The 20753-nt window shown below is 51.1% G+C and carries 20 protein-coding genes; 13 read left to right on the top strand and 7 right to left on the bottom strand.

Annotation, left to right across the window (positions count from 1 at the left end):
• Nucleotide 1 precedes the first annotated feature (1 nt).
• Nucleotides 2-1318 (bottom strand): peptidylprolyl isomerase, encoded by a 1317-nt coding sequence (locus ACIDE9_RS04325; RefSeq protein ID WP_411993299.1) that lies wholly within the window; start codon nucleotides 1316-1318, stop codon nucleotides 2-4.
• Nucleotides 1318-3699 carry an LPS-assembly protein LptD gene (locus tag ACIDE9_RS04320; RefSeq protein ID WP_411992991.1) on the bottom strand — a complete coding sequence of 794 codons (2382 nt, stop codon included), beginning with the start codon at nucleotides 3697-3699 and terminating at the stop codon, nucleotides 1318-1320. The genes ACIDE9_RS04325 and ACIDE9_RS04320 overlap by 1 nt, the downstream gene beginning before the upstream one ends.
• A gap of 199 nt (nucleotides 3700-3898) precedes the next feature.
• Between ACIDE9_RS04320 and ACIDE9_RS04315 the strand changes: the two genes are divergently transcribed.
• Genes ACIDE9_RS04315 through ACIDE9_RS04305 form a run of 3 tightly spaced genes read left to right on the top strand, consistent with a single transcriptional unit; the run spans nucleotide 3899 to nucleotide 5998 of the window.
• Nucleotides 3899-4870: an aminoglycoside phosphotransferase family protein gene (locus ACIDE9_RS04315; RefSeq protein WP_411992989.1), complete on the top strand. Its 972-nt coding sequence runs from the start codon at nucleotides 3899-3901 to the stop codon at nucleotides 4868-4870.
• Nucleotides 4871-4873: 3 nt separating this feature from the next.
• Nucleotides 4874-5542, top strand: coding sequence for an N-acetylmuramate alpha-1-phosphate uridylyltransferase MurU (murU, locus tag ACIDE9_RS04310; RefSeq protein WP_411992988.1), 669 nt, complete (start codon nucleotides 4874-4876; stop codon nucleotides 5540-5542).
• Nucleotides 5543-5569: 27 nt separating this feature from the next.
• Nucleotides 5570-5998: a phosphate-starvation-inducible protein PsiE gene (locus ACIDE9_RS04305; protein ID WP_194754097.1), complete on the top strand. Its 429-nt coding sequence runs from the start codon at nucleotides 5570-5572 to the stop codon at nucleotides 5996-5998.
• A 15-nt stretch (nucleotides 5999-6013) separates the two neighbouring features.
• Here ACIDE9_RS04305 and ACIDE9_RS04300 read toward each other — a convergent pair whose 3' ends face one another.
• Nucleotides 6014-7045, bottom strand: coding sequence for a GGDEF domain-containing protein (locus ACIDE9_RS04300; protein WP_411992985.1), 1032 nt, complete (start codon nucleotides 7043-7045; stop codon nucleotides 6014-6016).
• Between the two features lie 171 nt (nucleotides 7046-7216).
• On the opposite strand from ACIDE9_RS04300, the gene ACIDE9_RS04295 reads away from it, so the two are divergent.
• The 6 genes from ACIDE9_RS04295 (at nucleotide 7217) to ACIDE9_RS04270 (ending at nucleotide 12786) form a co-directional block, all read left to right on the top strand.
• Nucleotides 7217-7447, top strand: coding sequence for a DUF3820 family protein (locus ACIDE9_RS04295; RefSeq protein WP_194754099.1), 231 nt, complete (start codon nucleotides 7217-7219; stop codon nucleotides 7445-7447).
• A complete protein-coding gene (locus ACIDE9_RS04290) occupies nucleotides 7440-8207 on the top strand; it encodes a DUF2927 domain-containing protein (RefSeq protein ID WP_411992983.1) in 768 nt (255 codons plus the stop codon). Before ACIDE9_RS04295 ends, ACIDE9_RS04290 begins: the two co-directional genes overlap by 8 nt.
• An 87-nt stretch (nucleotides 8208-8294) precedes the next feature.
• The gene (locus ACIDE9_RS04285; protein ID WP_411992981.1) at nucleotides 8295-9596 is read left to right on the top strand and encodes an aminopeptidase P N-terminal domain-containing protein; all 1302 of its coding nucleotides are present in this window, start codon (nucleotides 8295-8297) and stop codon (nucleotides 9594-9596) included.
• A 45-nt stretch (nucleotides 9597-9641) separates the two neighbouring features.
• The gene (locus ACIDE9_RS04280; RefSeq protein ID WP_411993297.1) at nucleotides 9642-10811 is read left to right on the top strand and encodes an FAD-dependent monooxygenase; all 1170 of its coding nucleotides are present in this window, start codon (nucleotides 9642-9644) and stop codon (nucleotides 10809-10811) included.
• Nucleotides 10801-12009, top strand: coding sequence for an FAD-dependent monooxygenase (locus ACIDE9_RS04275; RefSeq protein ID WP_411992979.1), 1209 nt, complete (start codon nucleotides 10801-10803; stop codon nucleotides 12007-12009). Before ACIDE9_RS04280 ends, ACIDE9_RS04275 begins: the two co-directional genes overlap by 11 nt.
• A 42-nt stretch (nucleotides 12010-12051) precedes the next feature.
• Complete coding sequence (locus ACIDE9_RS04270; RefSeq protein ID WP_411992976.1) at nucleotides 12052-12786, top strand: DsbC family protein; 735 nt, start codon at nucleotides 12052-12054, stop codon at nucleotides 12784-12786.
• Nucleotides 12787-12845: 59 nt separating this feature from the next.
• Here the strand turns inward: ACIDE9_RS04270 and ACIDE9_RS04265 are convergent, their stop codons facing one another.
• The gene (locus ACIDE9_RS04265; protein WP_411992974.1) at nucleotides 12846-14069 is read right to left on the bottom strand and encodes a type II secretion system F family protein; all 1224 of its coding nucleotides are present in this window, start codon (nucleotides 14067-14069) and stop codon (nucleotides 12846-12848) included.
• Nucleotides 14070-14108: 39 nt separating this feature from the next.
• A complete protein-coding gene (gene pilB, locus ACIDE9_RS04260) occupies nucleotides 14109-15830 on the bottom strand; it encodes a type IV-A pilus assembly ATPase PilB (protein ID WP_411992972.1) in 1722 nt (573 codons plus the stop codon).
• Between the two features lie 348 nt (nucleotides 15831-16178).
• On the opposite strand from pilB, the gene ACIDE9_RS04255 reads away from it, so the two are divergent.
• Complete coding sequence (locus tag ACIDE9_RS04255) at nucleotides 16179-16382, top strand: cold-shock protein (RefSeq protein ID WP_013441419.1); 204 nt, start codon at nucleotides 16179-16181, stop codon at nucleotides 16380-16382.
• 85 nt (nucleotides 16383-16467) lie between these two features.
• On the opposite strand, the gene icd is transcribed toward ACIDE9_RS04255, so the two are convergent.
• Nucleotides 16468-17706, bottom strand: a complete 1239-nt coding sequence (icd, locus tag ACIDE9_RS04250; protein ID WP_370583254.1) for an NADP-dependent isocitrate dehydrogenase — start codon at nucleotides 17704-17706, stop codon at nucleotides 16468-16470.
• Between the two features lie 10 nt (nucleotides 17707-17716).
• Between icd and ACIDE9_RS04245 the strand changes: the two genes are divergently transcribed.
• Together ACIDE9_RS04245 and ACIDE9_RS04240 are read left to right on the top strand one after the other, a co-directional pair.
• Nucleotides 17717-18259: an rRNA large subunit pseudouridine synthase E gene (locus ACIDE9_RS04245; RefSeq protein WP_194742766.1), complete on the top strand. Its 543-nt coding sequence runs from the start codon at nucleotides 17717-17719 to the stop codon at nucleotides 18257-18259.
• Between the two features lie 3 nt (nucleotides 18260-18262).
• Nucleotides 18263-18967, top strand: coding sequence for a type 1 glutamine amidotransferase (locus tag ACIDE9_RS04240; protein WP_411992969.1), 705 nt, complete (start codon nucleotides 18263-18265; stop codon nucleotides 18965-18967).
• A 12-nt stretch (nucleotides 18968-18979) separates the two neighbouring features.
• Here the strand turns inward: ACIDE9_RS04240 and ACIDE9_RS04235 are convergent, their stop codons facing one another.
• Nucleotides 18980-19855 carry a lysophospholipid acyltransferase family protein gene (locus tag ACIDE9_RS04235; protein ID WP_194754108.1) on the bottom strand — a complete coding sequence of 292 codons (876 nt, stop codon included), beginning with the start codon at nucleotides 19853-19855 and terminating at the stop codon, nucleotides 18980-18982.
• A gap of 108 nt (nucleotides 19856-19963) precedes the next feature.
• Between ACIDE9_RS04235 and ACIDE9_RS04230 the strand changes: the two genes are divergently transcribed.
• Entirely contained in the window at nucleotides 19964-20746 is a 783-nt protein-coding gene (locus ACIDE9_RS04230; protein WP_411992967.1) for a lipopolysaccharide kinase InaA family protein, read from the top strand.
• Nucleotides 20747-20753 lie beyond the last annotated feature (7 nt).

The raw sequence follows: 20753 nt of genomic DNA, 5'->3' as shown, positions 1-20753 counted from the left end.
TTTAGAATTTGTCTTCTAAGCGCATTTCAACAAAGGCTTTGTCACGCAGCTCGTGGATCCAGTCGTTATAAGACTCTTCCGCTTTGCGCGCGCGGATTTCCTGGCGTGCTTTTAAACGTTTGGATTCTTTTGACATATCCTGTTTGCGTCGCTCAAGGACCTGGATAATATGCCAGCCAAACTGGCTGCGGATAGGTGCGCTGACTTCGTTGACAGCCAGTTCGGCCATGGTTTTTTCAAATACCGGTACGGTGTCGCCAGGGCTGATCCAGCCCAAATCACCGCCACTGGAAGCGCTGCCATCGTCAGAATACTGGCGTGCCATGTCCTGGAATGGAGTGCCGTGGTCTATGCGTTCCTTGATGCCATCAATTTTTTGCTTGGCTTCTTTGTCAGACAGCACTTCATTAGGCTTTAACAGGATATGGCGCACATGCGTTTGTTCCACAATCAGCGTGCTGGCACCTGCGCGTCTGTCATTCAATTTGAGAATATGCACCCCGGTACCACTGCGGATAGGACGTGACACTCCGCCTGCCTGCAAGGTTTTCACCAGTTCCAGAAACTGTGCTGGCATTTGCTGGCCACTGCGCCAGCCCAAGCCGCCACCGTCCAGCGCATTCGGCGCGTCAGAAAAGTTGGCAGAGGCTTTTTCGAAGCTCATGCCTTCAGCCAGCGCTTTGGTCACTTGTTCAGTACGGGCTCTGGCCTTTTGAATATCTTCGGGTGAGCTGTCTTCAGGCAAGCGAATCAGAATTTGCGAGATATTGAACTCGTCCAGATCGCCTTCTTTTTCCTGTGTGCTCAGATAGTTATCAATTTCTGCTTCGGAAATATTCACCTTGTTGTCGACATCGCGTTCGCGCAAGCGGGCAATAATAATGTCATTGCGGATATCTTCACGAAATTTGTAGAAGTTGGTGCCATCTTCTTCTAGTGCTTTTTTAAAGGCAGGCAAGGTCAGGTTGTTTTGTTCGGCAATCCGTTCTATGGTTTTATCCAATTGTGCATCTTCGACTTTAATGCCGGTTTGAGCAGCCAGTTGCAGTTGCAGGCTATCGACGATCAGGCGTTCCAGGATTTGTTTTTGCAATACCTCATCCGGCGGCACTTCGACACCTTTTTTAATCATTTGCGCCTTGACGGCTTCCATGCGGTTCAGCATTTCCCGTTCCGTAATCACCGACTGGTCGACGACGGTGATAATACGGTCCATTTTTTCGATGGGGCGTTTTTCCGCGGCCAATAGTGCTGTTGATTGCGATGCGTACAGCGCAAACACTATTGTGGAAATAAATAAATTAGATAAACTTTTCATCATTGCGAGTTCTGGTCTCTGTAAATTGCCGGGATGTCATAGGTGCGCATATAAGTTGGAATATTGCGCTTGATCACATTTAACGGGTTTGCACCAATCGAGGTTAACCCACCGAGTTCGAGTTGGAAAAACATGGCATAGTTCGCGTCCGCAGTCGCTGTTTGCACGCGCTGCATGACGGCGCGTGCCTGCCAGCAACCAGCATCATATTCGAGTCCGCCCAGGAATTGCACCACGTTGCCATCACGGATAGAGTAGTTCAGCCGGCTTATGCCGTACCAGCCTGCACCCAGCGGCCATTGGGCCGATGTGTCTATTTGTTCCAGCGTGTTGGCGGTATAGCGGTAGCCAAAGCTGAATGACTTGCCAGGTTCCGGGTTGTAACGCAGCAAATAGTTATTGCGTTCCATATTGCCGCGGTCAGGGTCATATTGCCAGAAAGTGTCTAGGTTCAGGCGGCTGGAAAGACGGGCGGTAAACCCGGCCAAAATGTCAGAGGATTTGCGCGTGCTGGCTGACGTGTCTGGCAGAGATACTTTTTGGTCTTCGAAATAAAAACGTTGTCCTAATGTGGCACTTAAACGTTCAATCCCTGTTTCAGCGTCAATCAGGCGACTGGTAATTGCTACTGTCGTCTGATTGGCATTGTTGATGCGGTCGCCGCCAATAAACTGGTTCTCGGTAAAAATAGAGTCCTGGTTTAAGGTTGCCAGTGCAGTGTCAAAAATCGGTATTTTGCTTTGATCCCGGTAAGGGATGTAAACGTAATAAGCTCTGGGTTCCAGGGTATGGGTGTAGTTTGTCCCGAAAAAGTTAGATTCGCGATCAAAATACAGGCCTGAGTCCAGACTGAAAATAGGTAGCGTCCGGCTCAACTGGTTGTATTCCTCAGAATAGCCAGAGGGCACATTGTTACTCAGGCTATATTGGGTAGTATTGACGCCGAACTTGGGCGTGACAAAGCCGTAAGAGCTTTTCATCGGATAAGACAAGGATGGGTAAAAGTTTAGCCTGGAGCCCGTTGCGACCTTGCCCATCTCCTGCATACTGTCAAAAAACACATATTGCGCCGCTGTTTGCGTTGTAAAGCCGTTCCAGCTGTTGTCATAATTAACGGTCAGTTGGGGCAGCCGCTGGTACACATAAGATTTGTTGTCCAAGTTTTGGTAACGTTGCACCGAGCCATTGAACGTCCAATTGTCATCCTGGTAGTCTACAAAAGCAGTCTGTTGCAAGTTAACGCGGGAGGTGACCTGAATCCTGGTGGCCATTTCCGAAAAATATTTGTCATCAGATACTTTTTCGAGGTTATATCCGCCAGACCAGTGCTCACTGAAGCGTTGTGCATGTGATAATTTGGCATAAAACCGGGTTTCCCCGGTCATGCTGTCATTATCCAGGTATTCAAGGTTGTTAATCCCTGAATAGTCCTCACCCAGATAACGGAATTCGCCCTGTAATTGTGTGCCACGCTTACTTAAGAAACGGGTGGCAATGGTGGCATCCATATCCGGTCGGATATTAATATAGTAGGGCGTGAGCAGCTCGAAGCCGCTTCTGGACGTAGATCCCCACAGCGGAGCAAGTAAGCCACTTTTGCGCTGATTGTTATAGGAGAAGCTCATCCATGGGGTATAGAGGATAGGTACCCCCTTAAACTCAACAAATGCATTGGTTGCTTCGCCCGTGCGGGTATAGTCGTTGAGCTCCAGATTATTGGTCTTGATATACCAGTCATCGACATCGGCGGCACAGGAAGTGTAGCTTGCATTTTTTAGGCGTTTGACATTCTGGCCTTCAAACAATACTTGTTTTGCAGTCGCGCGAATATTATCAAAAGCGGTCGTTTGGCTTTGAGCGCTGTAAGATTCGTTATCTTCCAGATACCTTTTAGGATCACTCAGTAAAATGGCTTCATCATTGAGTAACGCACTGCTGTCCTGGTTGCTGGGCGGCGGTGGGCTGCTTTTAAACTCAATGGTGACGTCGCGCATTTCACCAATGTTTTCGCTCATGCGCATACGCAGCATGGGGCCGGTAATTTTGGTTTGGCCCGCTGTAATGACCGCATTACCGTCTACTTGCAATTCGTCATTCTGGATGTCATAGCGGATATCATCCCCGGTGACTTGCTGGCCTTCTTTGCGGATGACTGCGTTGCCTATCGCGCGCATTTGTCTATCCATGCGCAGTTGCAAGGTGTCACCCTCGATTTCAATGGCACCTGGCAAGGCGGCGTTTTCTGCCACGATCACCGCGGCCTCAGCTTGATCATCCGCGCGCGCATGCAAAGGCGATAGCGTGCTGATGGCGATGATTGCCAGAATCAGACGGATGCCGCGGTCCTGAAAGGTGGATGAGTGAGCTTGCAAGTTATTCAAAGAGTGATCGTTTCGGTAAGGCCTGCTAATGGCCGGCAGTTATATGCACGCATCCCGGACCCTGCGGCCAGATGTCCCATTTCAATTGGGCTATATTATTCATGAAAATGCTTAAAAAGTCATTTTTCACTTAAAATGACAGCCGCATTTTAACAGTAATGCCCGTTAGTATGGGCTGATTCATTATTTGGGAACATTTGTGGATAGAACACAGCAACTACACCTTTGGCTGCAGCAGGTGCTTGATCAGCCTTTTACACTCACGCCCGCTTCGGCAGACGCCAGTTTCAGGCGTTATTTTCGCGTGCATTTGCCGACACACACCCTGATTGCCATGGATGCGCCGCCGCCACAGGAAGATTGTCGCCCATTTGTGCGCGTGGCTGAGCAATTGCTGGCGGCCGGGCTGAATGTGCCAAAAATTGTGGCGCAGGACGTAGAACAAGGCTTTTTGCTGCTGAGTGACCTGGGCAATGATACCTATTTGTCACAGTTAAATCGCGACAATGCCAAGGCTTTGTATGGTGATGCTTGCCAGGCATTAATCAACATGCAACTGGCAACGCAGCCAGAAGCGTTACCACCGTATGATGCAGCCTTGCTGATGCGCGAATTGCAATTGTTTCCTGAGTGGTATGTGGGCAAGCATTTGGGCAAAGCATTGTCAGCCGAGCAGCAGGCTGTGGTGGATAAAACTTTCGCCTTGTTGATCGACAATATTTTGCAGCAGCCGCAAGTCACGGTGCATAGAGACTATCACTCACGCAATTTGATGGTCACGCCTGACAATAATCCCGGGGTGCTGGATTTTCAGGATGCCGTGATCGGGGCGATTACTTACGACCTGGTGTCTTTATTCAAGGATGCTTATATCCGTTGGGATGAAGAGGACCTAATGGACTGGGTCGTCCGCTACTGGCAAGCGGCAAAAAAAGCCGGTTTACCCGTCACCGCCGATTTTGGCGAGTTTTATAAAGACTTTGAATGGATGGGCGTACAACGCCATATCAAGGTGCTGGGTATTTTTGCCCGGTTGTATCACCGTGATGGCAAGGATGGCTACCTCAAGGATATGCCGTTGGTGATGCAATATTTGCAAGCGGCGTGTGAGCGTTATGTCGAGTTGCGCCCGTTTCTTAAATTACTGTTGACGCTGGAAAAGGCAGACTAAGCCATGCGTGCGATGATTCTGGCCGCAGGCCGTGGTGAGCGCATGCGGCCGCTGACTGACCATACCCCCAAGCCATTATTAATGGTGGGCGGCAAACCGCTGATTGTCTGGCATATCGAGCGCCTGGCAGTCGCGGGCATCACCGAACTGGTCATTAATCATGCGCACCTGGGGCAGCAGATTGAGGCGGCACTGGGCGACGGCCGACAATGGCAGGTGACGATTCGTTACAGTGCTGAAGGCACTGCGCTGGAAACGGCGGGCGGTATTGCCTATGCCTTGCCGTTATTGGGGGATGCGCCATTTTTGGTGGTGAATGGTGATGTCTTTACCGATATTGATTATGCCAGCCTGGCATTGCCAACCGGCAAACTCGCGCACCTGGTCATGGTCGATAATCCACCGCAGCATGCCGCGGGTGACTTTGCCCTGGAAAATGGGCTGGTGCTTGAGTCTGCTGCGGACCGGTTGACGTTTTCGGGCGTGGGTGTTTATCATCCATCGCTATTCGACAGTGTGCAGCACGGGCAGTCGGCCAAATTAGCCCCACTGTTAAAAGCTGCGATGCAACAGCAACTCGTGACTGGACAACATCACCACGGATTGTGGCATGATATCGGCACGCCAGAGCGTTTAGAACAACTGGATCATTGGCTAAGTAAAAAGAGTTAAAAGCAAAAAAATTAATCAGGGGGAAACATGAAGCCACCATATGAGCATCGCACCGATAAAATCGCCCACCAGGCATTAATGTGGATAGAGCGGTTGGGCTTGGGGTTGGTCACGATCGCGACTTTCTTTTCGCTGGCACACGAACTGGCACGCATGTGGGATGCCGGCATGGTCGGGCTGGGTGATTTGTTGCAGCTGTTTTTATACCTGGAAGTGTTTTCCATGATTAACAGCTACTTCGGTACCGGTAAATTGCCTATGCGTTATCCGATTTATATCGCGATGGTGGCCTTGGCGCGTTATTTATTGCTGGACATGAAGGAAATGACCGAGACACATATGCTGGCGGTGTCTGCGGCAATTTTCATCTTGGCTGTTTCCGTCCTGGTGATGCGTTTTGGGCATTCGCGTTATCCTTACGAAGATATCCCCGAGCAAAAACGCGATTTGCTATAGCCTGTTGGCAGGCCATCAGGCGGCGGCCAGCTCGCCGCTGAGCATGGTCACCTGGTTACGCCCTTGGGCTTTTGAGGTATACAACGCCTGGTCAGCCCGTGTGATAAAGCTGTCAGCCGATTCGCCTGGATGGTAAGCCGTCACCCCCATGGAAATGGTGATGTTGGAAATCAGGCGCTGGGTGACATTGTTTTTAATGGTGATGGCTGCAACCTGGCGACGAATGTTTTCCGCAATCTCGTGCGCAATGTCCATGCTGGTGTGTGGCAGCAACAGTACAAACTCTTCACCGCCATAGCGCGCTGCGGTATATAAGTTGCCAGACACGGTTTTTAAGATTCTGGCCACAGCCTGAATCACTTTGTCACCAAATAAATGCCCGTAGCTGTCGTTCACTTTCTTAAAGAAATCAATATCGGCAATCATCAGGCAGGTTTCTTCTGCAGGCCCGGTGTCCAGGCATTGATGCAGAGCACTATCAAATCCCTTGCGGTTCATCAGCCCGGTCAGGCCATCAGAGATCGCCTCTTGCTTGGCCTTCATAATCTCGTTTTTCAGTTCGGCAATTTCTTCCAGGCTGGATGAGAGCTGATGCTGCAAACCATGCATGGACGCTTGCATTTGCTCTGTATCCGAGAGTAGAGATCCCAGTTGGGCGCCTAGTTGTGGATCCAGTTGTTGAATTTCATCGGACCAGGCATCCAGTGATTTCCTGAACTGGGAGGTTTCATGCCCGGCCTTTTCGGTGGAGGAGGTGATACTGGTCACCACCTGGTTAAAACGTTCGACCAGTACCTTGGCGCTATCGACATCTGCGCCAGCAATGTGTTTGTTAAACAGGTGGGTCGTACTCTTCTCGTTGAGTCTTTTTTCTTTCTCAATCAAGTCATTGACTTCTTCAATCAGGCGCGCATGTTCGCCCGATGAATATTCATACCAGACAGCGTAGCTGACTGGATGAAAAGCAGCATCCTGCATCGACATGTGATGGATGGCTTGTCGCAGGTATTCTGCACTTTTTTCTTTAGTGATTTCGTATTGCATCATGGCCTCTCGCGATGTTAAATTCAACGCAAAGAATCTTCTTATTGTTTAGTATTTGTACATACTCAAGGGGAATAACGGCAAGCCGGGGATTTTTTTAAGGGTAGACGCGAAAGAAAGTTAATAACCCATTATTTATATTGATGTTTTTAATTAATTTTAATCCCATGGCTTATGAAAAATGAAGATTTAATGCAACTGGTGACCCTGAAAATGCCTTATGGCAAATATCAGGGCAGGCTGATTGCTGACTTGCCTGGCCATTACCTGCACTGGTTTGCGCGTGAAGGATTCCCGCCGGGTGAGCTTGGCCGCTTACTGCACCTGATGCGCGAAATTGACCATAACGGACTGTCTTCGTTACTGACGCCTTTGCGCACCGAGGCAAGCAAGTATCATGATTAGGTTGATGCTGTTTTCCTGCTTGCTGGCCACGCAGGCTGCGCATGCTGATGAGGCATGGCAATCGCCTGACTACTTGCAGCAGGCATTCAATGAGGTGGCGTTGCATAGTGAATATGTGGCGGGCGAGCAGGTTGTGCGTAAATGGCAGCAGCCTGTTAAGGTGTGGCTGGTACATCATGCAGACCAGGCGGACAAACACACAAAACTGACGCACTATCATCTGCGCCATTTATCGAGAATTACCGGTCACCCGATCAGTTTTGCGGCCAACGCAGCAGAAGCCAATATGACGGTCGTATTTAGTCAGTCTGCCCAGTGGCACCAAGAGGTTGTACAAGTCAGTAGCAATAAAAGCAGGCAGCCACCCGCCGATGCCATGTGCATGTTCGGCCTCACCCTGGATGCACAAAATGCCATCAAGCGCGCCTGGGTGGTCATTCCTGTGGACCATGCGAATGAGCGTGGTTTGCTGGTGTCTTGTATTGTGGAAGAAATCACCCAAGCCATGGGCTTGCCGAATGATTCAGAAAAAGTCTATCCCTCGGTGTTTAACGATAAAACGCCAGAGTCATTATTAACCGGCCTCGATGCCTTATTGCTGAAAATGCTGTATCTACCGGCGATCAAACCCGGCATGCGCGCCGGGCAGGTGCAGCCTATCCTGGCGCGTCAATTGCAACAATGGCAAAGCGACGGCACCATACAATCTGCCGAAAAAAATGTCCGGCAATCCGAGTTATATGACATGATGGGCTTCTAACCAGCCTTCTGGCTGGAACCATTCCTGCAATTGCCAACCAAATACGCTACAATTCCCACCTATTCAGAATGTGCCTTGAGTGTTCCCATGCAAGAATTTTCCCGTCGTCGCCAGCAACTGATCAGCAGCATGCAAGCCGGTATCGCGGTGATTCCTACCGCGCCAGAAGTGACACGCAATCGTGACAGTCATTATCCTTACCGCTTTGACAGTTATTTTTATTACCTGACCGGGTTTAAAGAGCCTGAGGCTGTACTGGTGCTGATTGCCGGACCAGAGCCGAAAAGTATCCTGTTTTGCCGTGACAAAGACGTGGATCGCGAAATCTGGGATGGTTTCCGCTATGGACCAGAGGCTGCCAAAACAGAGTTCGGTTTTGATGAAGCCTATTCCATCACGCAGCTGGATGAACAGTTGCCCAAGCTGATGGCGAATCAGCCAGAATTGTTTTTTAGCCTGGGCAGTGATGCGGGCTGGGATGCGAAAGTCAGCCACTGGCTCAATGCCGTCAAGGCGCAAGCCCGCACTGGCGTGCAGGCGCCTGCCAAGCTGGTTGATGTGCGTCAACCGCTGGATGCCATGCGTCTGCTTAAATCCCCCTACGAAGTTGAGGTGATGCGCCGCTCGGCCAGTATTGCGGCCAGTGCGCATAACCGCGCCATGCAGGCGGTGATTCCGGGCAAGTGGGAATATGAAATCGAGGCTGAGTTTTTACATGCGTTTTATAGCCAGGGCGCCCAGGCACCTGCTTATACCAGCATTGTGGCAGGCGGCGCGAATGCCTGCACCTTGCACTACAACGCGAATAACGCCCAGCTAAACGTTGGCGATTTGTTGCTGATTGATGCCGGTTGCGAGCTGGATGGTTATGCCTCTGATATTACGCGTACTTTTCCGGTGAGCGGCCGTTTCAGTGGCCCACAAAAAGATTTGTATGAATTGGTGCTGGCATCACAGGCGGTAGCCATTGCCAGCGTGAGCCCGCAGCATCACTGGAATGCACCGCATGAGGCTGCACTGGATGTGCTGGTGGATGGCTTTATCCATTATGGGTTGTGCCAGGGCAGTCGTGATGCCGTGCTGGAAACCGGCAGTTACCGCCAGTTTTATATGCACCGCACCGGTCACTGGCTGGGACTGGATGTGCATGATGCTGGTGAGTATAAAACCGCTGATGGTGACTGGGTCATGCTGCAACCAGGCAATATGTTAACGGTAGAGCCTGGCTGCTATGTGCGTCCGGCAGACAATGTGCCTGAACATTTCTGGAATATTGGCATTAGGATTGAAGATGATGTGCTGGTGACCGCCAATGGACATGAGGTGATCACCTCGGCGGCGGTGAAGACCGTGGATGATATTGAAGCGTTGATGCGTCAGCGTGCATAAGCGATTTGAGTATAGATTGAGATGGAATCAAAGGCAGTCAGTGTGATGCAAACCATAAACCATCCGGTAGTGATAGGCGGCGGCCCAGTCGGGCTGGTGCTGGCGCTATCCCTGCAACAATCCGGTGTGCCGGTGACGGTGCTGGAGGCGCAGTCGCCTGGCGCCATGTATGGCGATGGCCGCGCGTTGGCCTTGTCTTCCGGCACACGCCAGGTATTAGAGCAATTGGGCGTGTGGGCGCAGTTAGAAGCGGCCGTCACGGCGATTGAAACTATTCATGTCTCGCAGCAAAAAGGCTTTGGCCGCACGCTACTAAAAGCGCAGGAACATGATTTGCCTGCCTTGGGTTATGTGGTGTCTTATGGCGCCTTGATGCAGGCGCTGGATGCGCGGCTTGAACAATCGCCAGCAGGCATCACCATGCAATACCAGGTGCCGGTGACGGGGCTGAATGTATATGCCAGCGCAACTGAGCTTGAATATCAGACAGTTGATGGCGCCGTACAAAAACTATCGACGCCTTTGGCCGTGATTGCCGATGGCGGCCGCAGCCTGGAAGCAATTCCTGGCCTGGTGCGTGAAACCAAGCATTATGGGCATGATGCGCTGGTTGGCCTGGTGCAGACCGAGCAGCCACACCACAATATTGCCTATGAGCGTTTTACGCCTCGCGGGCCGATGGCATTGCTACCCAACGGGCAGCAGTTTTCACTGGTATGGACGGGTGAGCAGGCGTATCTGGATGAGATCGCCGCGCTGGATGATGACGCTTTCCTGCAAGCCTTGCATGAAGCCTTTGGTGACCGCGTCGGCAAATTTTTGCATGCAGGGAAACGATTCAGGTTTCCGCTCAAACTCAGTAAATTAGGCCAAACCTTTGCCGCGCATTGCGTGGTGATTGGTAACGCGGCGCAAACCATGCACCCGGTGGCCGGACAAGGGTTTAATGTCGGCATCCGCGATGCCGTGGCCTTAGCCAAAAACGTGGCTGCAACACAAGCCAGTGAATGGGGCGCAGCACACCGCCTGGCGGAGTATCACCAGTCACGGCAGCGCGATACAGGCCGTGGCCTGCAATTTACCGACTTTTTGGTGAATGTGTTTTCTAATGACCTGGTCGGCGTCGGCCTGTTGCGTGGCGCGGGACTGGGTGCGTTGAGCCTGTTGCCGATGGCGCGCCGTTTCCTGGTGAACAAGATGAGTTATGGCAGTTGAGCATTCTTTGATGAAAACCGATGTCGCGATTGTGGGCGCAGGCCTGGTGGGCCTGACGGCGGCCATTGCCTTGTCTCGCCTGGGAAAAAAGGTGGTGTTGAACGATGCCAAGCCTGCACAGTCATTGCCAGCAGGCTGGATAAGTGACGTGGCACATTGGGATGCCCGCATTTATGCACTGACCAATCAAACTGTAAATTGGCTGCGCGAGCTGGGCGTGTGGTCACGCCTGCCAGCTAGCCGTCTCAATCCGATTGCGGCCATGCATTTATGGTCGCCCACACATCACCACGCCACGCCTAGCTTGAGCCTGAGTGCGGATGAAGCGCATCTGCCTGAGATGGGCTATATCGTTGAAAGCCAGGCATTGATACATGCCTGCTGGCAGGTATTGGCCGAATCTGAGGTGACTGTGATCACCGACGCCCCGGCACAGTCATTGCAACATTGCGGTCATATGGTGCGGTTATCCTTGCCGCAGCATGAAGTTGAAGCCTCCTTGTTGTTAGGCGCGGATGGTGCGCGGTCCTGGGTGCGATCGCAATGTGCAGTGGGTGTGCAACAAGTGGATTTTGCCCAAACGGCGCTGGTGACGAATTTTAAAGCTGAACGTCCGCATGGCAATATTGCCAGGCAGTGGTTTGGCGAACACGAAACCCTGGCTTTACTACCCATGCCGCAGCAACAGGTCTCATTGGTTTGGGCATTGCCGCATGCGGTTGCCAAGCAAAAACAGGTCTTGTCCGCCGAGGCCTTGGCTGTAGAAGTGGCTGAGCGTAGTGGTCAGCCACTTGGGCAGTTAACGCCGAGTGGCCCTGTGCTGGCTTTCCCGCTGATGCAGAACACAGCCGATACCATGGCGTTACCACAAGTGATGCTATTAGGCGATGCCGCGCATCAGGTGCATCCGATGGCCGGGCAGGGCGTTAACCTGGGCTTTCAGGATGTACAGGCGCTGTGCGCGCAGGTTGCCGAATTGCCTGCTGTTCGGCCATTAGGTGATGCACGTTTTTTACGGCATGTGATGCGTATGCGGCAGCCGGATATTTTAAAGATGCATGCACTGACTCGTGGCCTGGATGCCTTGTTTGCGCGTCCGCAAGCCGTGTGGACACATGCTGCCTTGCTAGGCTTACGTGGGGTGGAAAACAGTGCTATGCTTAAACGTTTTTTAATTCGCGCAGCGACTCAAGGCTGATGTGGCAGAGAGCAATTGCGCATGTTTGAGAAAGAGTATGTCATGAAAAAATCTATCGGCCAGTGTGTGATGGGCGGCTTGATTGCCTTGGCCGCGCTATGGTCTTTTAGCAGTGTTGCCGACGAAGCCAGCCTGAAAAAACTGGTGGAAAGCGCTTATCCCAAATTCAAGGTCGACAGTGTGACCAAAACGCCATATCCAGGCTTGTACGAAGTGTTTATGGGCGGGCAAATCATTTACACCGATGACAAGTTCAGTTTCCTGATTGCTGAAGGCCGCCTGGTGGATCCAAAAAGCAAAAAAGACATTACTGGTGAACGCATGGATGAGTTGACCAAGATTGACTTCAATACGTTACCCTTGGATCAGGCGATTAAAGTGGTCAAAGGCAACGGCAGCCGCAAGTTGGTGGTATTTTCTGATGTGGATTGCCCATTCTGCAAACGCCTGGAGCAAAAAGAACTCAGCAATATTAATGACGTGACGATTTATACCTTCTTGTATCCGATTGAGCAATTACACCCGGATGCGGCCAATAAATCACGCAGCATCTGGTGTGCGACCAACCGTGTTAAAGCCTGGCAGGACTGGATTTTGAATAACAAGCTGCCGACGACAACAGCCAAGTGTGAAGTGCCACTGGAAAAAGTTGGTGAGCTGGCACATAAAGTCGGTGTGAACAGCACACCAACGCTGTTTTTTGAAAACGGCAAGCGCATGTTAGGTGCCCAGCCTTACGACGAAATTGAAAAGTCGTTACAGGCAGCTAAAAAGTAATTCCAATACCTAAATAAAAAGGGGCTATGAATAGCCCCTTTTTATTGTGCGCGCTGGATTTAACCACCGCCGCTGACCACCTTGCCCATTTTGAAGATAGGCATATACATGGCGACGACCAAACCGCCAATCAATACACCAAGCACCACCATAATCACGGGTTCCATCAGGCTGGAGATAGCTGCGACAGCGTCATCTACCTCGCCTTCGTAGAAGTCAGCGACCTTGGTCAGCATGCCGTCTAATGAGCCGGATTCTTCACCAATGGCAGTCATCTGGATCACCATGCTAGGAAATACATTGGCATTTTGCATGGCGACGGTGAGGCTGGTACCAGTACTGACTTCGCTTTGAATCTTTTTGGTCGCATCAAAATAAACCTTGTTGCCAGATGCCCCAGCGACAGAGTCTAAGGCTTCCACCAGCGGTACCCCGGCTGCAAACATAGTCGACAGTGTACGGGCAAAGCGGGCAATGGTCGCCTTGCGGATCAGCTCACCAAAGATAGGCATACGCAGCATTAAACGATCCATGGTCGCTTGCATTTTTTCTGAGCGTTTCCAGGTGTAGAAAAAGAACCAAAAGCCAAAGCCCAGTGTGCCAAAAATAGCCCACCACCAGGCGACAAAGAAATTGGACAGGTTAATGACGATGACTGTAGGTGCAGGCAGATCGGCCCCAAAACTGCTAAACAAATCTTTAAAGGCGGGCACCACAAAAATCATAATCACTGCGGTAATAATAAAAGCGACGACAATGATGGAAACGGGATAGACCAGTGCAGACTTGATCTTGCTTTTAATGGCAAGAATCTTTTCCTTATATGTGGCCAGACGCTCCAGCAAGCTATCCAGAATACCGGCCTGTTCACCAGCGCCGACCAGGTTGCAGAACAGTTGGTCAAAATATAAAGGATATTTGCGGAATGCCGCACTTAGGCTGCTACCGGTTTCCACGTCAGCTTTGATATCGCCCAGTAACTTGGATACGGCAGGATTATGGTGACCTTTGCCAACAATATCAAACGCTTGCAATAAAGGCACGCCAGCTTTCATCATGGTGGCGAGCTGACGTGTAAACAAAGTAATGTCTTTTTCTGTGACTTTGCCTTTGGCGGCCAGTGCGCTTTGTTTTTTGACCTTGAGTATCGTAATGCCCTGGCGGCGTAAGGTGGCATTCACCACGGCCTCGCCATTGGCGCGCATTTCGCCTTTGACCAGCTTGCCTTTGCGGTCTTTACCTTCCCACTGATACACCGATTGTTTGATATTGCCAGTCGCCATAGTGTTTTCTTAAAAATGAGGTTGATTGAGTCACCAAGATTATTCGTTGGTGACGGCTTCGACTTCTTCAATCGAGGTTAAGCCCTGTTTCACCTTGAGCAGGCCTGATTCCCGCAGGTCTTTCACGCCTTCTTTTTTTGCTTGTGCCGCAATATCCAGCGCATTGCCGTTAGACATAATAATCTGCGCCATGGCTTCACTGATAGGCATGACCTGGTAAATACCGACGCGGCCTTTATATCCATTATTGCAGTGCTCACAGCCGCCTTCTTTCGCCCCGTAGAGTTTCCAGTCGCCGTGCAGCATGGCTTCTGTGAAGCCCACTTTGAGCAGCGCTTCCTGCGGGACATCTAGCGGCACTTTGCAATGCTTGCACAAGCGTCTGGCCAGACGTTGTGCAGTAATTAACGTCACGGCTGAGGCAATGTTAAAGGGGGCGACGCCCATATTCAATAGCCGCGATAAGGTGGTTGGTGCATCATTAGTATGCAGTGTGGACAACACCATGTGACCGGTAGAGGCTGCTTTAATGGCCATGTCTGCGGTTTCCAGATCGCGAATTTCACCAATCATGATAATGTCAGGATCCTGTCGCAAAAAGGATTTTAGCGCGGCGGCAAAAGTCAGGCCTTGCTTGTCATTCACGTTGACCTGGTTGATGCCGGGCAACGGAATTTCTGCCGGGTCTTCAGCGGTAGAGATATTCACGCCTGGGTCGTTAAGCAAGTTCAGGCAAGTGTACAGCGACACGGTTTTACCCGAGCCAGTTGGCCCGGTGACCAATACCAGGCCATACGGACGGTGAATGGCCTTGAGCAGCGAGGCTTGCTGCTCAGGTTCATAGCCCAGCGCTTCAATGCCCAGCGTGGCGCTGGTCGGGTCCAGAATCCGCATCACAATTTTTTCGCCGTGAATCAGTGGCAAGGTACTGACGCGGAAATCAATGGCGCGCGTTTTACTCAGAATCAGCTTCATGCGGCCATCTTGCGGAATTCTTTTTTCAGAAATATCCAGATTGGAAATCACTTTAATCCGCGAGGCCAGTTTTTCTTTAATCGCCAATGGCGGCTGCGACATATCCCTTAACACACCGTCCACCCTGAAGCGAATGCGGTAAAACTTTTCATAAGGTTCAAAGTGCAGGTCAGAAGCGCCCATATTGATGGCATCCATCAGCACTTTTTGCAGGAACTTGACTACTGGCGCGTCATCCACCTCCTGCACCACTTCAACTTCCTGCTCTTCGCTGTTTTCTTCCAGCCCCAGGTCAAAGTCATCGCCGCCTGTATTCAGGCTAGACATGCTGGTGTCTTTGGATTCGACGACTCTATCTATCCATTTACCCAGCTTGTCATCTTCCACCACCACGGGGAACAGAGTGGCGCCCATCTGGAACTGGATGGTGTCCAGAGAGTGCAGGTTGGTCGGGTCAGAAATCGCAATGTAAGCCACATTGCTTTTTTGTTGCAGCAGCAATACACGGTGCGACTGCATGAGTTTGATATCTATGGTTTTGTCAGGCAGGGAGTCCTGATCCAGTGCGTCCAGGTCTAGAAACGGGAAGCCGAAGGCATCTGAAGCGGTTTGTGCAATATCTTTAGCGGAAATCTTTTTTTGTGCCAGCGTCGCGGATAGAAAGCTGACCTTTTGTGCCAGGGATTTTTCCTGTAAAGCGGCGGCATCCTCTTCGCTCATGAGCGAAGATTGCACCAGCATGCGCGCCATGCCTCCCAGTTTCCGTGAACTTTCCAGTGTTGCCATAGATGTCTTTAAGCGTGTCTTCTAAACAGTGAGATAGGTCAGTTAATGTACTGATACAACTATACTTTTTACCTCAGTATACGTGGACCATTCCAGATTCAAATCGTTGAAAAGACGGGCTCTCATGCAGCATTTATACAAATTTTAACTGGATTTTTTAGCTTTCGTTAAAAGATACAAAAATACGCTTGACATTTAAATAATGCTAACTTATAAATCCTTAAGGCGTTTGGGTTCAGGTTTTTTGTAGCCGTCTTTAAGTAAAGCAAAGCTTGTTAATTGCGACTGGAGTACTTGAGACAAACTTTTGGGGCGCCTCCCTGTTAAGTAAAAAAGTAAGGAAGTAAAATGGCAACAGGTACCGTAAAGTGGTTTAACGACTCTAAGGGCTTTGGATTCATTACTCCCGATGACGGTGGTGACGATTTGTTCGCGCACTTCTCCGCAATCGTTGAATCTGGTTATAAAAGCTTGAAAGAAGGTCAACGTGTATCCTTTGATGTGACTGAAGGTCCAAAAGGGAAACAGGCCTCCAACATACAAAAAGCATAATTTTTGTTTTAGGGGTAAAAAATACAAAACGGCTCGCAATTGCGAGCCGTTTTTTTATGCCTGATGCCGGTGAGCCGGCAATCTATTAGGACATTTGCTTGATGATCTCGTCACCAAATTCGGCCGTACCAACTTGGGTAGCGCCTTCCATCTGGCTGCTAAAGTCGCCGGTCACGCGCTTGCTGGCAATGGCTTTGGCCACGCCGTTGATGACCAGATCGGCTGCTTCTACCCAACCCATATGGCGCAACATCATTTCTGCTGACAAAATCAGTGAGCTTGGGTTGGCCAGGTTTTTACCAGCAATTTTAGGTGCTGTGCCGTGCGTGGCTTCAAACATGGCCACGGTGTCGCTTAAGTTGGCACCAGGGGCAATGCCGATACCGCCAACTTGTGCCGCCAGCGCGTCACTCATGTAGTCGCCATTGAGGTTCAAGGCAGCCACGACATCGTAATCTTCCGGATGTAACAGGATTTCTTGCAGGAAGGCATCGGCGATACAGTCCTTGATCACAATGCCATTTGGCAGTTTGCACCATGGGCCGCCATCAATCAGCTCGGCACCAAATTCTTCTTTAGCCAGCTGATAGCCCCAGTCACGGAAGCCACCTTCGGTGAACTTCATGATGTTGCCTTTGTGGGTGATGGTCACAGATTTACGGTTGTTATCAATCGCGTATTGAATCGCTTTACGGATCAGGCGCTTGCTGCCGTCAATCGATACTGGTTTGATCCCAATCGCAGAAGCTTCCGGGAAGCGGATTTTCTTGCGTACGCCCATATCGCTCAAGAAGTTAATCACTTTCTTCACTTCTTCAGTCCCGGCCGCCCATTCAATGCCGGCGTAAATGTCTTCGGTGTTTTCACGGAAAATCACCATATCGGTTTTTTCTGGATGCTTGACTGGGCTAGGTACGCCCGTGAAATACTGGATAGGGCGCAGGCAAACGTATAAATCCAGCTCCTGGCGCAAGGTCACGTTCAATGAACGGATGCCGCCGCCTACAGGCGTGGTCAATGGGCCTTTGATCGAAATGACATAGTCTTTCAGCACCGCCATGGTTTCATCAGATAGCCATGTGTCTTTGTCATAGACCGTTGTAGACTTTTCACCGGCGTAGACTTCCATCCAGGAGATTTTGCGTTTGCCGCCATAGGCTTTTTCAACCGCAGTGTCCACCACTTTGATCATGGGTGGCGTAATGTCGATACCAATGCCATCGCCCTCGATAAACGGGATAATAGGTTGGTCGGGAACATTTAGGGTATTATCAGCATTGACGGTGATTTTGCTGCCGGTCGCAGGCACCTTGATTTTAGACATAGCACTTTCCATGTTATTACTGTTTAACAAACCCTTTAACGTCGTTTGCCAGTTTACTGCTCATGAGAAGCACGCGACGCTCAAGGACTATATTCCGATTCCCAACGTATATGCCGCCGGGCGGTTAGATACCGATTCTGAAGGATTGCTTATTCTAACCGATGACGGCGGATTGCAACATCGTTTAAGTCATCCCAAGCATAAACAGGTCAAAACCTATTGGGCACAAGTCGAAGGTGCTCCTACACAAGCAGATTTGATGCCATTGCAACAGGGCGTAGACCTGGGTGACTTTGTAACGCAGCCTGCGCAGGTCAAAATCATCGCTGAACCTGACCAATTGTGGCAACGGGAACCGCCGATTCGCGAGCGTAAGCATATTCCCACCACCTGGCTGGAGATTAAGATCAGTGAAGGCAAGAACCGCCAGGTGCGGCGAATGACCGCCCACGTGGGGTTTCCAACCTTGCGTTTGATCCGTTATGCGATTGGCCCGTATACGTTGGACGGAATCTTGCTTGGGCAATATGAGAAAGTCAGTTTAGTAAGGTAAATCATGAAACAAGTGGTGGTATTCAGGCACGCTTGCTGCGAGGGTGCTGGTTATTTGGGCACTTTTTTAGCGCGGCATGCTATTCCGTGGTGCGAAGTGCGCATTGATAAAGGCGAAGCGGTACCGACGTCGGTCGACGATTACAGTGGGATCGTACTCATGGGCGGCCCCATGAGTGTGAATGATGACTTGCCGTGGATTCCGCCGTTGCTGCAATTAATCCGGCAGGCGGTAGACAAAGATGTGCCTTTGCTTGGGCATTGCCTGGGGGGGCAGTTAATCAGTAAAGCACTGGGCGGTGTCGTCAGCAAGAATCCGGTCAAGGAGATCGGCTGGGGGCAGGTGCAGGTGGCTGATCATGCTGCCGCGCGCGACTGGTTTGGCGATCTGCAAGGGTTTAACAGTTTTCACTGGCACGGCGAAACATTTACGGTGCCAGCAGGGGCGACGCACGTGTTATCCAGCCCCTATTGCGCCAATCAGGCCTATGTCATGGGCAAGCATATAGGCTTGCAGTGCCATATTGAAATGACACCAGAGATGGTCAAAGTGTGGACCGAACAATGGAAGAATGACATCGCCAGTGCGGCGGCCAGTCCGGCGGTACAATCGGCGGATACCATGCTGGCAGAGGTGGCAGAAGATTGTGGCGTGCTGCACCAGGTGGCGGATAAAGTGTACAGCCGCTGGATTCAGGGCCTGGCTTAACTCTAGTTTCGTTTACTCGCGCTCAGCCAGGTCTGGTTGGGCTTTTTCCAACTTGTGCAGCGCGTAGCGTCGTTGCTTGTGGCGGTTATATTGCCATAAGTATTGCGCCGGACATTGTGCCACCTGGCGCTCAATCGCTTGGTTGAGCAGGGTGGGCGTGCTAATGTCATCCACCTTTGTCAGGTGGATATTGAATCCTTTGCCTGCGGGTAGCCGCTCACCAAAGGCCATAATCACTAGCGCATCGGCCTTGGTGGCCAGTTTGCTGGCCAGCCCCATGGTATAGGCGGGCTTGCCAAAAAAGTCCGCCCATTCGCCTTCGCCCTGTCTGGGGATCTGGTCTGGCAAGATGCCGATGGCGAGGCCGGATTTCAACGACTGCAATAGTTTTTTCACGCCGCTGGCATTGGCTGGCGCCATCTCTACTTTGCCTTTTTCCCTACCTTTGACCACCAGTTCGCTCAACCATTCTAGTTTTGGTGGTCTGTACAAAACCGTAATCGGCGCGCGTTCGCCGTAGTAAATCGAGGTGATTTCAAAGCAGCCTAGGTGCGGCGTGAGGAATATAAGCCCTCTCTTTTGCGCTTGCGCTTCGGTCACATGTTCCCAGCCATGCACTTGCTGTATCAGCGGCAGCAGCTTGGCAGCAGGGCTTCCCCAGATGAAAAATGTTTCCATCAGGGCCTTGCCCGCTTCGATGCGGCTGGTTTTGACCAGTTGCCGGGCTTGGGCATCATCAGCCGCCAGGCCACTTTGCTGGATATTGGCCAGGGCGATGCCGTTGCTTTTTTTGTCCGTCAGGTAAGATAGCCAGCCGAAAAAAGCGCCCAGTTGATGTACCCAGGAGAGTGGCAGGCAGGCCACGGTTTTACAGAAAAACAGCAACATGAGACTAATTTATAAACGCATTCTGTTAAAATTCGGGATTAGCCCGTATGTTAACAAAATGTAGTTTAAAAACCCGCATCTGCACAATTTATTTCAACACTGCTTATTTTGAAACTCGTCCAGCCACATTATCAAGAGCCCACCTGCCAGGCGGCATTGCAACAGCATGGGCTGAATGCGTTTGATGACTGGTGGACACGCGAGATTGACTGGTTTGAAGCGCCTAACCAGCGCCGTGGTGGCTGGAGTGGTGTTGGTAAGCTGGTATTGCCGCTGGCAGGTCAGCCTGCGCTCACCGTGTTTGTTAAAAAGCAGCAAAATCATGGTCGCCGCACCTGGCAGCACCCATGGGTTGGTGAGCCTACTTTCAGGCGTGAGTTTCATCGTTTGCAGGCCTTGGCTGCCGCGGGTATTCCTGCGCCTAAAGTGCTGATGTATGCCGAGTCGCTACAGGCAGGCAACCAGCGCGCCATTTTAGTCACGGAAAACCTGCATGGATTTGTTGATTTGGAGCAATGGCTGCCAAGCCTGCTGAAGCAACCCCAGGCTCTGCGCAGGCAATACTTGCGTGCGATTGCAAGGCAGATCCGCCGCTTTCACGATTTGGGCTGGGTGCACCGCGCCTTGTATCCAAAACATATTTTTGTACAAGCCGATGACATCACTGCGCAAATGGCGTTGATTGACCTGGAAAAAGCCAGGAAAAGCCTGGGTGCCTGGCGTCGCGCGCGATTTGATTTGGCCGCGCTGCACCGCCATACAGAAGGCTTGGCGGACAGCGATCGCCTGTATTTTTTTAAACAGTATTTGCACGGTGAGGCATTTGCGCGCCCTTTAAGCCGATGTGATAAGCAGTTACTCAAACGCATTACCCAGCGTAGCAAGCGTTAACAGACAA

This window comes from Methylophilus sp. 'Pure River', from assembly GCF_046765995.1.
GTDB lineage: Bacteria > Pseudomonadota > Gammaproteobacteria > Burkholderiales > Methylophilaceae > Methylophilus.
This window is presented reverse-complemented; position numbering and strand designations above follow the sequence as displayed.

What these genes read in the sequence shown, in the direction of transcription:
- ACIDE9_RS04325 (WP_411993299.1), bottom strand. Translation starts at nt 1,318, where the DNA reads ATGAAAAGTTTATCTAATTTATTTATTTCCACAATAGTGTTTGCGCTG.
- murU (WP_411992988.1), top strand. Translation starts at nt 4,874, where the DNA reads ATGCGTGCGATGATTCTGGCCGCAGGCCGTGGTGAGCGCATGCGGCCG.
- ACIDE9_RS04305 (WP_194754097.1), top strand. Translation starts at nt 5,570, where the DNA reads ATGAAGCCACCATATGAGCATCGCACCGATAAAATCGCCCACCAGGCA.
- ACIDE9_RS04300 (WP_411992985.1), bottom strand. Translation starts at nt 7,045, where the DNA reads ATGATGCAATACGAAATCACTAAAGAAAAAAGTGCAGAATACCTGCGA.
- ACIDE9_RS04295 (WP_194754099.1), top strand. Translation starts at nt 7,217, where the DNA reads ATGAAAAATGAAGATTTAATGCAACTGGTGACCCTGAAAATGCCTTAT.
- ACIDE9_RS04290 (WP_411992983.1), top strand. Translation starts at nt 7,440, where the DNA reads ATGATTAGGTTGATGCTGTTTTCCTGCTTGCTGGCCACGCAGGCTGCG.
- ACIDE9_RS04285 (WP_411992981.1), top strand. Translation starts at nt 8,295, where the DNA reads ATGCAAGAATTTTCCCGTCGTCGCCAGCAACTGATCAGCAGCATGCAA.
- ACIDE9_RS04280 (WP_411993297.1), top strand. Translation starts at nt 9,642, where the DNA reads ATGCAAACCATAAACCATCCGGTAGTGATAGGCGGCGGCCCAGTCGGG.
- ACIDE9_RS04275 (WP_411992979.1), top strand. Translation starts at nt 10,801, where the DNA reads ATGGCAGTTGAGCATTCTTTGATGAAAACCGATGTCGCGATTGTGGGC.
- ACIDE9_RS04270 (WP_411992976.1), top strand. Translation starts at nt 12,052, where the DNA reads ATGAAAAAATCTATCGGCCAGTGTGTGATGGGCGGCTTGATTGCCTTG.
- ACIDE9_RS04265 (WP_411992974.1), bottom strand. Translation starts at nt 14,069, where the DNA reads ATGGCGACTGGCAATATCAAACAATCGGTGTATCAGTGGGAAGGTAAA.
- pilB (WP_411992972.1), bottom strand. Translation starts at nt 15,830, where the DNA reads ATGGCAACACTGGAAAGTTCACGGAAACTGGGAGGCATGGCGCGCATG.
- ACIDE9_RS04255 (WP_013441419.1), top strand. Translation starts at nt 16,179, where the DNA reads ATGGCAACAGGTACCGTAAAGTGGTTTAACGACTCTAAGGGCTTTGGA.
- icd (WP_370583254.1), bottom strand. Translation starts at nt 17,706, where the DNA reads ATGTCTAAAATCAAGGTGCCTGCGACCGGCAGCAAAATCACCGTCAAT.
- ACIDE9_RS04245 (WP_194742766.1), top strand. Translation starts at nt 17,717, where the DNA reads ATGTTATTACTGTTTAACAAACCCTTTAACGTCGTTTGCCAGTTTACT.
- ACIDE9_RS04240 (WP_411992969.1), top strand. Translation starts at nt 18,263, where the DNA reads ATGAAACAAGTGGTGGTATTCAGGCACGCTTGCTGCGAGGGTGCTGGT.
- ACIDE9_RS04235 (WP_194754108.1), bottom strand. Translation starts at nt 19,855, where the DNA reads ATGTTGCTGTTTTTCTGTAAAACCGTGGCCTGCCTGCCACTCTCCTGG.